The organism is Enterobacter sp. SA187, assembly GCF_001888805.2.
GTDB lineage: Bacteria > Pseudomonadota > Gammaproteobacteria > Enterobacterales > Enterobacteriaceae > Enterobacter_D.
In genome coordinates, this window is sequence record NZ_CP019113.1 from 2,807,536 (window position 1) to 2,823,158 (window position 15,623).

Annotated in this window: 13 protein-coding genes; 4 read left to right on the forward strand and 9 right to left on the reverse strand. The window is 55.6% G+C overall.

Annotated features, from left to right (window positions below; genetic code table 11):
• The first annotated feature begins 8 nt into the window (after positions 1-8).
• Together BMF08_RS13345 and BMF08_RS13350 are read left to right on the forward strand one after the other, a co-directional pair.
• The gene (locus BMF08_RS13345) at positions 9-557 is read left to right on the forward strand and encodes a YcbK family protein (protein WP_072568044.1); all 549 of its coding nucleotides are present in this window, start codon (positions 9-11) and stop codon (positions 555-557) included.
• A gap of 27 nt (positions 558-584) precedes the next feature.
• The gene (locus BMF08_RS13350) at positions 585-1,232 is read left to right on the forward strand and encodes an MBL fold metallo-hydrolase (RefSeq protein ID WP_072568045.1); all 648 of its coding nucleotides are present in this window, start codon (positions 585-587) and stop codon (positions 1,230-1,232) included.
• A gap of 43 nt (positions 1,233-1,275) precedes the next feature.
• On the opposite strand, the gene BMF08_RS13355 is transcribed toward BMF08_RS13350, so the two are convergent.
• The 4 genes from BMF08_RS13355 to pncB all read right to left on the reverse strand — a co-directional run bounded on the left by BMF08_RS13355 (position 1,276) and on the right by pncB (position 7,127).
• Positions 1,276-2,466 carry an amino acid aminotransferase gene (locus BMF08_RS13355; RefSeq protein WP_072568046.1) on the reverse strand — a complete coding sequence of 397 codons (1,191 nt, stop codon included), beginning with the start codon at positions 2,464-2,466 and terminating at the stop codon, positions 1,276-1,278.
• Between the two features lie 187 nt (positions 2,467-2,653).
• Positions 2,654-3,763 carry a porin gene (locus tag BMF08_RS13360; RefSeq protein WP_072568047.1) on the reverse strand — a complete coding sequence of 370 codons (1,110 nt, stop codon included), beginning with the start codon at positions 3,761-3,763 and terminating at the stop codon, positions 2,654-2,656.
• Positions 3,764-4,357: 594 nt separating this feature from the next.
• A complete protein-coding gene (asnS, locus tag BMF08_RS13365) occupies positions 4,358-5,758 on the reverse strand; it encodes an asparagine--tRNA ligase (protein ID WP_072568048.1) in 1,401 nt (466 codons plus the stop codon).
• Positions 5,759-5,924: 166 nt separating this feature from the next.
• Entirely contained in the window at positions 5,925-7,127 is a 1,203-nt protein-coding gene (gene pncB, locus BMF08_RS13370; RefSeq protein WP_072568049.1) for a nicotinate phosphoribosyltransferase, read from the reverse strand.
• A 265-nt stretch (positions 7,128-7,392) separates the two neighbouring features.
• Between pncB and pepN the strand changes: the two genes are divergently transcribed.
• Positions 7,393-10,005 carry an aminopeptidase N gene (gene pepN / locus BMF08_RS13375; protein WP_072568050.1) on the forward strand — a complete coding sequence of 871 codons (2,613 nt, stop codon included), beginning with the start codon at positions 7,393-7,395 and terminating at the stop codon, positions 10,003-10,005.
• Between the two features lie 69 nt (positions 10,006-10,074).
• On the opposite strand, the gene ssuB is transcribed toward pepN, so the two are convergent.
• From ssuB to ssuE, 5 genes are read right to left on the reverse strand one after another with little or no spacing between them, the layout of a single operon-like run.
• Positions 10,075-10,842 carry an aliphatic sulfonates ABC transporter ATP-binding protein gene (gene ssuB, locus BMF08_RS13380; protein ID WP_072568051.1) on the reverse strand — a complete coding sequence of 256 codons (768 nt, stop codon included), beginning with the start codon at positions 10,840-10,842 and terminating at the stop codon, positions 10,075-10,077.
• A 3-nt stretch (positions 10,843-10,845) separates the two neighbouring features.
• Positions 10,846-11,628: an aliphatic sulfonate ABC transporter permease SsuC gene (ssuC, locus tag BMF08_RS13385; protein WP_072568052.1), complete on the reverse strand. Its 783-nt coding sequence runs from the start codon at positions 11,626-11,628 to the stop codon at positions 10,846-10,848.
• A 9-nt stretch (positions 11,629-11,637) separates the two neighbouring features.
• On the reverse strand, positions 11,638-12,783 hold the full coding sequence (gene ssuD, locus BMF08_RS13390; protein ID WP_072568053.1) for an FMNH2-dependent alkanesulfonate monooxygenase: 1,146 nt from the start codon (positions 12,781-12,783) through the stop codon (positions 11,638-11,640).
• The gene (locus BMF08_RS13395) at positions 12,780-13,754 is read right to left on the reverse strand and encodes a sulfonate ABC transporter substrate-binding protein (protein ID WP_072568054.1); all 975 of its coding nucleotides are present in this window, start codon (positions 13,752-13,754) and stop codon (positions 12,780-12,782) included. The genes ssuD and BMF08_RS13395 overlap by 4 nt, the downstream gene beginning before the upstream one ends.
• Complete coding sequence (gene ssuE / locus BMF08_RS13400) at positions 13,747-14,322, reverse strand: NADPH-dependent FMN reductase (protein ID WP_072568055.1); 576 nt, start codon at positions 14,320-14,322, stop codon at positions 13,747-13,749. Before ssuE ends, BMF08_RS13395 begins: the two co-directional genes overlap by 8 nt.
• A 238-nt stretch (positions 14,323-14,560) precedes the next feature.
• Between ssuE and pyrD the strand changes: the two genes are divergently transcribed.
• Positions 14,561-15,571 (forward strand): quinone-dependent dihydroorotate dehydrogenase, encoded by a 1,011-nt coding sequence (pyrD, locus tag BMF08_RS13405; RefSeq protein ID WP_072568056.1) that lies wholly within the window; start codon positions 14,561-14,563, stop codon positions 15,569-15,571.
• The last annotated feature ends 52 nt before the right edge of the window (positions 15,572-15,623 follow it).

Below are 15,623 nucleotides of genomic sequence, written 5' to 3' on the forward strand. Positions count from 1 at the left end.
TGATTATCATGGATAAATTTGACGCTAATCGCCGCAAATTGCTGGCGTTAGGTGGCGTTGCACTGAGTGCTGCCATCTTACCGACACCTGCATTTGCAACCCTTTCCACCCCACGCCCACGTATATTGACGCTGAATAACCTGCATACCGGCGAATCAATTAAGGCGGAGTTCTTTGATGGCCGGGGCTATATTCAGGATGAATTAGCAAAACTTAACCATTTTTTCCGCGATTATCGCGCGAATAAAGTGAAATCCATCGATCCAAAACTGTTCGATCAGCTTTATCGTTTGCAGGGCCTGCTGGGCACCCGTAAACCGGTGCAGCTTATTTCTGGCTATCGCTCGCTGGATACCAATAATGAGCTGCGTGCCCACAGCAGCGGTGTGGCGAAGAAAAGCTATCACACCAAAGGACAGGCGATGGATTTCCATGTTGAAGGCATTGCATTAAGCAATATTCGCAAAGCGGCGTTATCTCTGCGCGCAGGTGGTGTAGGATATTACCCCAGCAGCAACTTTGTGCATATTGATACCGGGCCGGTCCGGCACTGGTAATCTAAGCCTTCAATAAACAGGAGCAGTATGAACTATCGTATTATTCCGGTTACCGCTTTTGCCCAGAACTGTTCTTTGATCTGGTGCGAAGAAACACGGCAGGCAGCCGTGGTTGATCCCGGTGGCGACGCAGATAAAATCAGACAGGTTGTGGACGCCAGCGGCATGACGCTGACGCAGATTTTATTGACCCACGGTCATCTTGATCATGTCGGTGCCGCCGCAGAACTGGCGCAACATTATGCTGTGCCGGTGATCGGCCCGGAAAAAGAAGATGAGTTCTGGCTGACGGGCCTGCCCGCCCAGAGCCGGATGTTTGGCCTGGAAGAGTGTCAGCCTCTGACGCCGGATCGCTGGCTGAATGAAGGGGAAAGCGTCAGCCTGGGCAATATCACGCTTCAGGTACTGCACTGCCCTGGACATACGCCGGGACACATCGTGTTCTTTGATGAACGCGCCCGTCTGTTAATTTCCGGCGATGTGATTTTTAAAGGCGGCGTGGGGCGCAGTGATTTCCCGCGCGGCGACCATGCGACGCTTATCGATTCGATCAAGCGTAAGCTGTTGCCGTTAGGTGACGACGTGACCTTCCTGCCGGGGCATGGCCCGCTGTCGACGCTCGGCGAAGAGCGCCTGCACAATCCTTTCTTACAGGATGAAATGCCGGTCTGGTAATAAAAAAAGGTCGCCGTGGCGACCTTTTTTAATGCTCAGAAACTTACAGCACGGCGACAATGGCTTCGCACAGCGGCGCCATATTGTCCGGCGTCATACCCGCCACGTTGACACGGCCTGATGCCACCGCATACACGCCGAATTCCTCACGCAGACGCAGCACCTGCTCTTTGGTCAGGCCGCTGAAGGAGAACATGCCGTTCTGTTTGATGATGAAGCTGAAGTCTCCCTGCGCGCCTTTCTCCTGTAAGGTATTCACAAACAGCAGACGCATACGCTGGATACGCTGACGCATATCCGTCAGCTCCTGCTCCCAGATGGCGCGCAGCGCGTCATTGCTGAGAATAGTCGCCACCACCGAGGCACCGTGCGCCGGCGGGTTAGAGTAGTTGGCGCGGATCACCGACTTCATCTGGCTGAACGCACGATCCACCGTTTCTGCATCCGCACACACCAGCGTACAGGCACCCACGCGCTCATTGTACAGGCCGAAGTTTTTGGAGTAGGAGCTGGCAACGATCAGTTCGTGATGCAGCGCAGCAAAGGCACGCAGACCTTCAGCGTCTTCTTCCAGTCCACGGGCGAAGCCCTGATAAGCGAAGTCGAACAGCGGCAGCCAGCCTTTTTGCGCGGACAGCTCAGCCAGCTGTTGCCACTGATCCAGCGTTGGATCGATACCCGTCGGGTTATGGCAGCAGCCATGGAACAGCACCACGTCACCGGCCTGGGCTTCGTTCAGGCTGGCCAGCAGGCCGTCGAAGTCCAGGGTGTGGCTGGTAGCGTCATAGTACGCATATTCACGCACTTCCAGACCCGCGGAGTTAAAGACGCTTTTATGGTTCGGCCAGCTTGGGTTGCTTACCCAGACGCGTTTTACGTCCGTATTTTTCGCCAGAAAATCCGCCGCCACGCGAAGCGCGCCTGTACCGCCGGGGGTTTGTGCCGTGCGGGCGCGTTTGTCGTTGATGAGGGCATTGCCTTTGCCAAACAGCAGCTCCTGCGTGCAACGGCCAAACTCCGGAATACCGTCAATGCCGAGGTAATTTTTAGTCGTTTCATTTTCCAGCAGATACTGCTCAGCTTTTTTCACGCTGGTCAGCACCGGGGTCTTGCCGGTTTCATCTTTATAGACGCCGATGCCCAGATTAATTTTAGTGGGGCGAGTATCGGCACGAAACAGATCGGCCAGGCCCAGGATTGGGTCGGCAGGGGCAGCAGTGATTTTCTCAAACATGACGAGGTTCCATTGTGGTGTCAAAAAGGGAAAGCCGCTATCAGGTTAACGGCTGATGGAGCAAATGCCAACCGTTTGCGACAAAAAGAAAAAGGAAGTGCGGGGTGAAGGGAATAACAGGATTTTAAACATAAAAAAACAGGGCCGGAGCCCTGTTTAATAAGCATATAACGAGGTGTGTTACGACTTAGAACTGGTAAGTTACGCCAACAACAGCCTGGTCAGCAGAACCGACGAAGCCGGTATCAGCATCTTCGTCATCCAGCAGGTTGATACGGTAGTCGCCGTATACGTTGAAGTTCTTGTTGAAGTAGTAAGTTGCGCCAACGGTCACGTATTGCGCCAGATCGCGGTCGCCGATGCCCGGCAGATCTTTAGCTTTGGACTGCACGTAAGATACGGACGGACGCAGACCGAAATCGAACTGGTACTGAGCAATCATCTCAACGTTCTGAGTTTTGTTCGCAACAGTGTAGAAGTTACCGTCTGAGTTCGGAACGGTTAAGGAATCACCGCTGTTACCCAGGTTAGTGGTGTTACGGGTTTCAGCATATACCGCAGCGAGGTAAACGTTGTTTGCGTCGTATTTCGCGCCAACAGCCCATGCTTCAGCACGGTCGCCGTTGCCATCTTCTTTCTGCGCAACAGTACGGTTAGCGGTGCTGTAAGAACCGATCACGCCGAAGCCTTCACCGAACTCGTAGCCCAGGGACGCGCCCACGCCGTCGCCGTTTGCTTCACGCAGGTTGTCACGGTCGTTTTTGCCCTGATATTGCAGGCCAAAGCTCAGACCATCAACCAGACCGAAGAAGTTGCTGTTACGGTAGGTCAGCAGACCAGTGGAACGCATGGTCATGAAGTTGTCAGTGTATGCGCCACCCCAGGTTTCGCCAGAGAAGGACGGAGCCATATCGGTGTAGGATTCTACATCGTAAACGATGCCGTAGTTACGGCCGTAGTCCAGAGAGCCAGCGTCAGCAATTTTGATACCAGCGAAAGCCAGACGGGTTACGTTGTCCTGGCTGCCTTCAGCTTTGCTTGCTTTAGCACGATATTCCCACTGGCCGTAACCGGTAACTTGATCGTTAACCTGAGTTTCGCCTTTGAAGCCGATCTGGCCGTAAGAGTTATCTTTGTTAGTGGTGTTGTCGCCAGAAGTGGTGAAGGCGTGCTCGCCAACAACTTTGCCGTACAGATCCAGTTTGTTGCCGTTTTTGTTATAAACTTCTGCAGCGTTAGCTGCACCGGCTACCAGCAGAGCAGGGATAACCACTGCCAGAATATTGCGCTTCATCATTATTTATTACCCTCATTAGGTTTTATGAACACCTGCCACTGCCGCCAATAGATTCCGTCAATAAATATTTACGGAACTATTGATGAGAGTTTGGTGTCTCTCTGTGTCTGAGAGGCATCTTTCCATTCATGTAATCGTTTCGCTAGCGCCAAAGTGCTACAAATGTCTTAAAGCGGTAACGAAAAGAAATAATGTGTAACATTGTGTGAATTTTTCGGAACTTTGTGAACCATCTCTAATTTCCGGACTCTCCGCTGATAAATTCAGCGAATCCATTCCTATATATATGAATTGCTTATATTTAATAGTGCTAATGGCAATTCTTATTTAAGAATCATTCTTATCTCTCTTTTTCTTATAATTGCATTTAGCCGTCCGGATTGCCGGGCGATTTTTATCCACATGTGCTAATGCTTCAGAAAAACCTAATCCGCAAGAAGTGAAGGGCTTATTTTTTGTTCAGAAATGTAAAGACGACAGGGATGGTTACAAAAGTGAAAAGAAGAGAGAGGAGTGTTGAGAATACAGACTGAATGTTAACAAAAGTTGACAATGAGCCTTAAAAATAAGGGCCAGATTAGCTGGCCCTGATATTCAGAAACTGGCGTTACGCGGGGTACGCGGGAACGGAATCACGTCACGCACGTTCTGCACGCCGGTCACATAGGCAATCAGACGTTCAAATCCCAGACCGAAACCGGCATGAGGAACGGTGCCGTAGCGACGCAGATCGCGATACCAGCCGTAGTCTTCTTTATTAAGACCCATTTCAGCCATACGCGCATCCAGGACATCCAGACGCTCTTCACGCTGGGAACCACCGATGATTTCACCAATCCCCGGCGCCAGCACGTCCATCGCGGCAACGGTCTTGCCGTCATCGTTAAGACGCATATAGAAGGCCTTGATGTCTTTCGGGTAGTTCTTCACCACCACCGGCGCTTTGAAATGTTTCTCGGCAAGATAACGCTCGTGTTCGGAGGAGAGATCCACGCCCCAGTAAACCGGGTTTTCGAATTTCTCACCGCAGGTTTCCAGAATGCGCACCGCATCGGTGTAATCCACCTGGGCGAAGTCCGCAGAGATGAAACGCTCCAGACGTTCAATGGCGTCTTTATCCACGCGCTCGGCGAAGAATTTCAGATCGTCCATACGCTCGTCCAGCACGGCTTTAAAGACATACTTCAGCATGGCTTCTGCAAGGGCGGCGTTATCTTCCAGATCGTTAAACGCCACTTCCGGCTCCAGCATCCAGAACTCAGCCAGATGGCGGCTGGTGTTGGAGTTTTCCGCGCGGAATGTCGGGCCGAAGGTATAGACCTTCGACAGGGCGCAGGCGTAAGTTTCCGCGTTAAGCTGGCCGGAAACGGTCAGGAAGGCTTCTTTACCGAAGAAGTCTTTATCAAAATCGATTTTGCCCTGGTCGTTGCGCGGCAGGTTTTCCAGATCCAGCGTCGACACGCGGAACATTTCACCGGCGCCTTCGGTATCGGAGGCGGTGATCAGCGGCGTCGACACCCAGAAGAAGCCCTGCTCATGGAAGAAACGGTGCAGCGCCTGAGCCAGCGTGTGACGTACGCGGGCTACCGCGCCAATCAGGTTGGTGCGTGGACGCATATGCGCCACTTCACGCAGATACTCAATGCTGTGGCGTTTGGCCGCCATCGGATAGGTATCCGGATCCTCAACCCAGCCGGTGACTTCAACGCTGGTGGCCTGGATTTCAAAGCTCTGGCCCTGGCCCGGCGATGCCACGACGGTACCGGTAACGATCACCGAGCAGCCGGTGGTTAAATGCAGCACCTCGTCATTGTAATTGGGCAGAGAATTATTAATAACGGCCTGTACAGGATCAAAGCAGGAACCGTCATAGACGGCCAGGAAGGAGATGCCAGCTTTTGAATCTCGGCGGGTACGTACCCAACCGCGCACGGTGACCTGCTGGTCAACGGCTACACGGCCCTGGAGTACGTCGGCTACAGGCGCAACGCTCATAATATTCTCTCTGTTAATTGTCTGGAAAAAATAGTCATTTATCCACCCAATGGGGGGATACCTATGTTACCTGGCATGCGCCATCAGACAAGCAGAATTCGCAGCAACCGGCGAAGAATTAATAAATAAATAAGAAGAAGGGAGCCATTCAGGCTCCCTTTTGCGATTAACTGGCTTTTTTAACCAGCGGTAAATCGAAGGCTTCACGCAATGCGCGGACAAAAGCTTTATCGTGACAGATGGTTTTTCCCGGGCTGTCCGAGAGTTTAGCGACGGGCTTGCCGTTACACTCCACCAGTTTGATCACGATATTCAGCGGCTTCACCTGCGGAATATTACAGGTCAGGCGCGTACCGATACCAAAGCCTAAATTCACGCGTGAAGAGAAGTGCCGGTAAAGATCGATCGCTTTTTTCAGATCCAGATTGTCGGAGAACACCAGCACCTTGCTGTGCGGATCGATACCGAGCTTCTGATAGTGGGCAATGGCTTTTTCACCCCATTCCACCGGATCGCCGGAGTCGTGACGCAGGCCCTGGTAGCGGGTGGCGAATTCCGGACCGAAATCCCGCAAGAAGGCGTCCATGGTGATGCAGTCGGTCAGCGCAATGCCCAGCTGATCCGGGTATTCGGCAAGCCAGGCGGCGAGAGCCGCGCGCTGGCTGGTCGCCAGGTCCGGGCTGATCTGCTGATGCGCCTGGAACCATTCGTGCGCCTGGGTGCCCATTGGCGTCAACGACAGACGGCGCGCCAGATCGTAATTGCTGGTGCCGGTAAACCACGGCTCCCGGGTCAGACGCTCGACAATGGCCTGTTGCACGCTGCGGGAAAAACGACGGCGGGTGCCGAAATCCATCAGACGGAAACGCGACAGATCCAGATCGGCGGTCAGATCAGCAAACTCGACCAGCTTCTCTTCCAGCATCGCCAGCGCCTGCGGCACCCCTGCTTCCGGTGAACGGTAGCTGTGCACCAGCTCGCTAATCACCGCCAGCAGCGGCACTTCCCACAGGATCACTTCCCGCCACGGGCCGCTCAGACGAATATTGAGTTTGCCGTTCTCGTTAATGACTTCCACCTGTTGTGGGTCATAACGGAAATCGCGCAGCCAGTTGAGGTAATCCGCTTTAAAGAAGGGAAGGCCGGAAAGCCACTGGAATTCATCATCCTGCAAGCGCAAATGTTGCATGGCATTTATCTGCTCGCGGATGGCATCCGCGTAGATGCCCAGCAGATCGTCACCACGGCAGCGGAATTCAGCCACCACCTGCACATCGGCGTAGCGGTGGAAAACAGCCTGTTGCATGTGCAGCTTGTACGCATCGGTATCAAGCAGCGTATGCAGGATCGGGGAAGCAAATTGTGTCATGGCGTGCCGTAGCATCCTCTCACAGGAGCGTTTAGTACATTAAACAACAGGGGAGAATCGCTGGAGTATACCCTGTTTAGCAATTTATTGAACCCCGATCACAACATAAGCGGGCTTTTCAGACGAGCGCAATTCGTGCCACTGTTATAAAAATGTAGCAAACAGGACGTTTCTGTCTGAAAAGATGAAGATTCTGCGTGGCGAGTTGTTCACAACAGGAATAGACTGGAGTCGATACCATACTAAAAGATGCTAAAGGTTTTTTATGACACAACAGCCACAAGCCAAATACCGCCACGACTACCGTGCGCCGGACTACCTGATCAGCGATATTGACTTGACCTTTGACCTGGATGCCGCCAAAACCGTTGTGACCGCCGTAAGCCGCGTGTCTCGTCAGGGCGCGTCCGACGCCCCTTTGCGTCTTAATGGTGAAGATTTAACCCTGGTCTCATTGCACATTAATGATGCGCCCTGGACCGACTACCAGATCGAAGAGAATTATCTGGTGATTTCGGCGCTGCCGGACCACTTTACCCTGCGCATCGTTAACGAGATCAGCCCGGCGACCAATACGGCGCTGGAAGGCCTGTACCAGTCCGGCGAAGCGCTCTGTACCCAGTGTGAAGCGGAAGGTTTCCGCCATATCACCTGGTATCTGGATCGCCCGGACGTGCTGGCGCGTTTTACCACCAAAATCATTGCCGATAAAACCACCTATCCGTACCTGCTCTCCAACGGTAACCGTGTGGGCGAGGGGGATCTGGAAAACGGGCGTCACTGGGTGCAGTGGCAGGATCCGTTCCCGAAACCCTGCTACCTGTTTGCGCTGGTGGCGGGGGATTTCGACGTGCTGCGCGATACCTTTACCACCCGCTCAGGCCGCGAAGTAGCGCTGGAGCTGTTCGTCGACCGCGGCAATCTTGACCGCGCGCCATGGGCGATGACCTCGCTGCAAAACTCCATGAAATGGGATGAAACCCGCTTCGGTCTGGAATACGACCTCGACATCTATATGATCGTCGCCGTGGACTTCTTCAACATGGGCGCGATGGAGAATAAAGGCCTGAACGTCTTTAACTCCAAATATGTGCTGGCGCGTACCGACACCGCCACTGATAAAGACTATCTCGATATTGAGCGCGTTATCGGCCACGAATATTTCCATAACTGGACCGGTAACCGCGTCACCTGCCGCGACTGGTTCCAGCTCAGTCTGAAAGAAGGCCTGACGGTGTTCCGCGATCAGGAGTTCAGCTCGGATTTAGGCTCCCGCGCCGTGAACCGTATCAGCAATGTTCGGACCATGCGCGGCCTGCAGTTTGCGGAAGACGCAAGTCCGATGGCGCACCCGATCCGCCCGGACAAAGTCATTGAAATGAACAACTTCTACACCCTGACGGTATATGAAAAAGGGGCGGAAGTGATCCGTATGCTGCATACGCTGCTGGGAGAAGAAAACTTCCAGAAAGGGATGCAGCTTTACTTTGAGCGTCACGATGGCAGCGCGGCCACCTGCGATGATTTTGTGCAGGCGATGGAAGACGCGTCCAACGTGGACCTGTCGCACTTCCGTCGCTGGTACAGCCAGTCCGGTACGCCGATTGTCAGCGTGCGTGACGACTACAACCCGGAAACCGAGCAGTACACCCTGACCATCAGCCAGCGCACGCCGCCGACCGCTGAGCAGGACGAAAAGCTGCCGCTGCATATTCCGTTCGATATCGAACTTTATGATAACGACGGCCATGTGATCCCGCTGCAAAAAGACGGTCATGCTGTGCATCACGTGCTGAACGTCACCCAGGCCGAGCAGACCTTTGTCTTTGATAACGTCTATTTCCAGCCGGTGCCGTCGCTGCTGCGTGAATTCTCCGCGCCGGTCAAACTGGAATACAAATGGAGCGATCAACAGCTGACGTTCCTGATGCGCCATGCCCGTAACGATTTCTCCCGCTGGGATGCTGCGCAAAGCCTGCTGGCGACCTATATCCGCCTGAACGTGGCGCGCCAGCAGCAGGGGCAGCCGCTCTCCTTACCGCTGCATGTCGCCGATGCCTTCCGTGCGATCCTGCTGGATGAGCAGATCGATCCGGCGCTGGCCGCAGAGATCCTGACGCTGCCATCCGCCAGTGAGGTGGCTGAACTGTTCGATATCATCGATCCGGTGGCTATCGCTGCGGTACGCGAAGCCCTGACCCGGACGCTGGCGACAGAGCTGGCGGACGAGTGCCTGGCCGTTTATAACGCCAATAAACTCGACGCCTACCGCGTGGAACATGCGGACATCGGCAAGCGCTCGCTGCGTAACACCTGTCTGCGCTACCTGGCGTTTGGCGATGCGCAGCTGGGGGACCGTCTGGTCAGTGAGCAGTACCATAACGCCGATAATATGACGGACGTGCTGGCCGCGCTCTCTGCCGCTGTAGCGGCGCAGCTGCCATGCCGCGATGCGCTGATGCAGGACTATGACGACAAGTGGCATCACGACGGTCTGGTAATGGACAAGTGGTTTATTCTGCAGGCCACCAGTCCGGCCGCCAACGTGCTGGATACCGTGCGCAGTCTGCTTAATCACCGCTCGTTCACCCTGTCCAACCCGAACCGCGTGCGTTCGCTGATCGGCGCTTTCGCCAGCAGCAACCCGGCGGCGTTCCATGCGGAAGATGGCAGCGGCTATCAGTTTATGGTGGAGATGCTCACCGAGCTGAACCGCCGTAACCCGCAGGTGGCTTCACGTCTGATTGAGCCGCTGATCCGCCTGCGTCGCTATGATGAAAGCCGTCAGGCGTTAATGCGTATCGCGCTGGAAAAACTGAAAGGGCTGGATAATCTGTCGGGCGATCTGTTCGAGAAGATTGAGAAAGCGCTGGCGTAATCTGCTGTTGTTACCCTCTCCGGGAGGAGAGGGTAGAGAGGGTAAGGATCAGGGTGAGGGGGTAATCCTTCACCCTGTTTTTACTGCTCTTACCGGCGCATCAATGCGTTTCATCACCCGATCCAGCACTTCTGATTCCAGCTCTGCCAGCCGCACCGAGCCGAGCCTGCGCGGACGCGGGATATCCACCGTCAGATCCAGCCCGATTTTTCCGTCTTCAATCAGCAGGACGCGATCCGCCATCGCCACCGCCTCGCTGACATCGTGAGTCACCAGCAATACCGTAAAGCCCTGGGATTGCCACAGCGATTCGATCAGCGCCTGCATTTCCAGCCGGGTCAGCGCATCCAGCGCGCCCAGCGGTTCGTCCAGTAACAGCAGACCCGGTTTGTGGATCAGCGCCCGCGCCAGCGCCACGCGCTGTTTTTGACCGCCCGAGAGCGCCGCTGGCCACTCGGTCGCGCGATCTTCAAGGCCAACCGCCGCCAGCGACTGACGGGCCGCGTCGCGCCAGTCGCCCTTCAGGCCAAGGCCAACGTTATCAATGACCGATTTCCACGGCAGCAGACGCGCATCCTGGAACATCATTCGCGTGTCGTCCTGAATTTGCGCCAGCGGCGTGGATCCGGCGAGGATTTCGCCGCTTTGCGGTTTTTCCAGCCCGGCCAGCAGGCGTAACAGCGTACTTTTACCGCCGCCGCTGCGTCCCACCACCGCAACAAACTGCCCGGCAGGAATGTGCAGATCCAGGCCATTGAGAATGGTGTTCTGGCCGTAGCGTTTAGTGACGCCGTTGAGCACCAGCGGCGTACCGCGATTAAGGCGCGCAGTATTCATAGATCACTCCTTCGCAGAATAGGCCGGGTTCCAGCGTAACCAGACGCGTTCCAGCAGTTGCGCGCTCAGATCTGCCAGTTTGCCCAGCACGGCATAAAGAATGATGGCGACCACCACCACGTCGGTCTGCAAAAACTCACGGGCGTTCATCGCCAGATAACCGATCCCGGCGTTCGCCGAAATGGTTTCCGCCACGATCAGCGTCAGCCACATCAGGCCCAGCGCAAAACGCACACCAACCAGAATCGACGGCAGAGCGCCGGGCAGGATCACATGGGCAAAGAGCGCGAAACCGGACAGCCCGTAACTGCGGGCCATCTCCACCAGACCCCGGTCGATATTGCGGATGCCGTGCCAGGTATTGATATAAATGGGGAACAGCGTACCGAGGGCGACGAGGAAAATTTTGGCGCTCTCATCGATACCAAACCAGAGGATCACCAGCGGGATCAGCGCCAGATGCGGCACGTTGCGCAGCATCTGCACCGAGGTATCCAGCAGCCTTTCCCCCCAGCGCGACAGGCCGCTGATCAACCCCAGCGTCAGGCCGATCGACCCGCCGATGGAGAAGCCAATCAGCGCCCGCCATGAACTGATAGCCAGATGCTGCCACAGCTCGCCGCTGGCGGAGAGCGACCAGAACGCCTCCACCACGCCCTCCGGCGAGGGAAGAATGCGGGTGGAGAGCCAGCCGGTTGACGAGGCGATCTGCCAGATCACCACCACGGCCGCCGGTAAAAACCAGGGCGCGGCGCGCAGCAGCCACTGCCGGGACGAGTCGGACATAGCGCCTCCTTAACTCTGTGAAACGTTGCGCGGAATGTAATCATTCGCCACCGCTTCGCCCTGCGCCTGTAACTGGCGCGGTTGCGGCACGGCGGGAATGGCGACATCCAGATGCGGGAACAGCAGCTCGCCCACTTTGTAGGCTTCCTCCAGATGCGGATAGCCGGAGAGGATAAAGCTGTCGATGCCCAGCGCGGCGTATTCATTAATACGCGCCGCCACCGTCGGGCCATCGCCCACCAGCGCCGTACCCGCGCCGCCGCGTACCAGACCCACGCCCGCCCACAGGTTCGGGCTGATTTCCAGATTTTCGCGTCTGCCGTTATGCAGCGCCGCCATGCGCTGTTGACCAACCGAGTCCTGACGGGCAAATGCCGCCTGGGCGATGGCAATGGTTTCATCATCCAGATGGGAGATCAGCCGATCTGCCGCCTGCCACGCTTCTTCGTTGGTTTCACGCACAATCACATGCAGGCGGATACCGAAGCGCACGCTGCGCCCGTGTACCGCCGCTTTGGCGCGCACCTGCTCGATTTTCTCTTTCACCAGTTCCGGCGGTTCGCCCCAGGTGAGATAAAGATCAACCTGCTCGGCGGCCAGATCCTGTGCCACATCTGACGAGCCGCCAAAATAGAGCGGCGGACGCGGCTGCTGTACCGGCGGGAAGAAGAGCTTTGCGCCACGCACGTGGATATGCTTGCCGTGGTAGTCCACGGTGTCGCCCTCCAGCAGACGCCGCCAGACGTGGGTGAATTCTGCCGAGGCTTCATAGCGTTCAGTGTGATCGAGGAACACGCCATCGGCGGCCAGCTCCTGCGGATCGCTGCCGGTCACCAGGTTGAACAGCGCCCGGCCATTGGAGAGACGATCCAGCGTTGCCGCCTGACGGGCCGCCACGGTAGGGGAGGTCACGCTCGGGCGCAGCGCCACCAGAAACTTCAGCCGTTGTGTCACCGGGATCAGCGATGCGGCCACCAGCCACGCATCTTCACAGGAGCGACCCGTCGGGATCAGCACGCCGCTAAAACCGATGCGGTCAGCCGCCTGGGCGATCTGCTGCAAATAACCATGATCGACCGGGCGGGCGGCATGTTCAGTGCCAAGATAGTGGCCATCGCCGTGGGTCGGTAAAAACCAGAACAGATTCAGGCTCATGATTTAGCTCCTTGAGTAGTGGCCGGATGCCAGATGCGGGTGCGGATATCCACCTGTTTCGGGACAAGGCGGTTCTGATAAAACAGATCGGCGGTCTGCTGTTGCAGGGCGGCCGTGGCGTCGTTGACCGGCGAAATGCGCGTCGGCGGACGGTGGTCAAAATAGGTGGCGATCACCGGCTCAGGCAGCCCCATGGTTTTCGCCAGTAAGCTGATGCTGGCCTCGCGCTGGCTGAGGGTTAACGCATCTGCTTCGCTGAAGGTATCCAGAACGCCCTGAATAAAAGCGCCATTTTTTTCAGCATAGGGACGGGAGGCGAGATAAAACGAACCTGTCTGCTTCAAATCGGTGCCGTCTTTCAGCACCCGCACGCCACCCTGTAACAGGGCTGCGGAATAATAGGGATCCCAGATGGCCCAGGCGTCCACATTGCCCTGCGAAAACGCGGCGCGCGCATCGGCAGGCGTCAGATAGGTTGGCTGTATATCGGTGAATTTCAGTCCTGCCTGTTGCAGGGCGCGCAGCAGCAGGTTGTGAGAACTGGAACCTTTCTGGAACGCCACCTTATGGCCTTTCAGATCGGCGACGGTTTTGATCGGGCTGTTTTCCGGCACGAGGATCACTTCCGCTTTCGGCTTCGGCGGCTCAACGCCGACATAGAGCAGATCCGCCCCGGCGGCCTGGGCAAAGATAGGCGGAATATCCCCGGTGCTGCCCAGATCAATACTGCCGATATTCAGGGCTTCGAGCATCTGCGGGCCGGCAGGGAACTCCACCCAGGAGATTTTGGTGTCCGGGTAACGTTTTTCCAGCAGCTGATGATTTTTCGCCAGCACCATGCTGACGCTGCCTTTCTGATAGCCAATACGCAGCGCGTCCGGGGCCGTTTCCGCCGCCTGCGACCAGGCGGAGAGCGTTAACATGCCGCTGAGCGCCAGCCACTGGGCGCGGGATTTGAAAAGGTTAAACATGGACGACTCCTTGCGTGTCACTGATCAACGGGGCTTTCGGCTCAAGGCGGTGCAGCGCCTGGGTAAAGGTTTCCAGCGCGCTATCGAGGCGGACCTGCAGATGCGGGCTGAAGGTGGCTTTATGCTGGTAATCGGCGATCTGGCTATCATCAGCGAATACCCCCTGCAAAATTTCCTGCGCGCGCAGGGCGCTCAGTACCGGTTTCAGGGCGTAATCCACCGCCAGCATGTGGGCGATGCTGCCGCCGGTCGCCAGCGGCAACACGACTTTCCCCGCCAGCGCGCGCTCCGGCAGCAGATCCAGCAGCGTTTTTAGCGCGCCGGAAAACGAGGCTTTATAGATGGGCGTGGCGACAATCAGTCCATCAGCATCCGTTAACTGTTCGTTCAGCGCCAGCAGCGCCGGGCTGTCAAAACGCGCGTAGAGCAGATCTTCCGGCTCGAAGTTATGCAGATGCCAGTGGCAGACCTCGATCCCCTGGTCGCTTAAGCTTTCGCGGGCGTATTCCAGCAGGGCGCTGGAGCGCGAGGGGAAACGCGGGCTTCCCGCTAATGTCACTACACGCATACTGACTCCTTATAACCAAATGTTTGCTTTTATCTAACATTGATAACAATTTGCCAGAGTGTTTTTATTCCACTAAATGATTTATCTGAACAAGAATTGCCAAAAAACGGCATAAGAAGAGATGGGCAGGTAAACGTTTGCGCTTTTGCGGTTTTTTTTGCCGCAGGTCAATTCCCTTTCGCCGCGGGATGAAACATAATACGCCCCCGGTTTGCACACCGGGAATCCAGGAGAGTTCATGTACTACCCCTTCGTTCGTAAAGCCCTTTTTCAGCTCGATCCTGAGCGCGCTCATGAAGTGACCTTTCAGCAATTACGCCGGGTGTCCGGTACGCCATTTGAAGCACTGGTGCGCCAGAATGTGCCGGTAAAACCCGTCACCTGCATGGGGCTGACCTTCAAGAATCCGCTTGGCCTGGCGGCGGGTCTTGATAAGAATGGTGAATGTATTGATGCCTTCGGCGCGATGGGATTTGGCGCAATTGAAATTGGCACGGTGACACCGCGTCCACAGCCGGGTAACGATAAACCGCGTATTTTCCGCCTCGTTGAAGCCGAGGGATTAATCAACCGCATGGGCTTTAATAACCTGGGCGTTGATAACCTGGTGGAGAACGTTAAAAAGGCGCATTTTGACGGCGTGCTGGGTATTAATATCGGCAAAAATAAAGACACGCCGGTGGAGCAGGGTAAGGATGACTACCTGATTTGCATGGAGAAAGTCTATGCTTATGCCGGGTATATCGCGATTAATATTTCCTCGCCTAACACACCTGGTTTGCGTTCACTGCAATATGGCGAAGCACTGGATGATTTGCTGCTGGCTATCAAAAATAAGCAAAGCGAATTGCAGAATATCCATCACAAATATGTTCCGGTGGCAGTCAAGATTGCTCCCGATCTGAGCGAAGAAGAATTGATCCAGGTGGCTGATAGTTTAGTTCGCCATAATATTGATGGTGTTATTGCCACCAATACTACGCTGGAACGATCGCTGGTGCAGGGCATGAAGCATTGCGATGAAACGGGCGGGTTAAGCGGCCGTCCGTTGCAATTAAAAAGCACAGAAATTATCAGGCGTTTAGCGCTTGAGCTGAATGGCCGTCTGCCAATTATCGGCGTCGGCGGAATCGATTCGGTGATCGCCGCCAGGGAAAAAATGGCAGCCGGCGCAACGCTGGTACAAATCTATTCGGGCTTTATTTTCAAAGGCCCGCCGCTGATTAAAGAAATTGTCACCCATATCTGACGTTTATCCCGCTAAATGACAACCAGGGCTTTATTTCCTGCCCTGGTTGTTT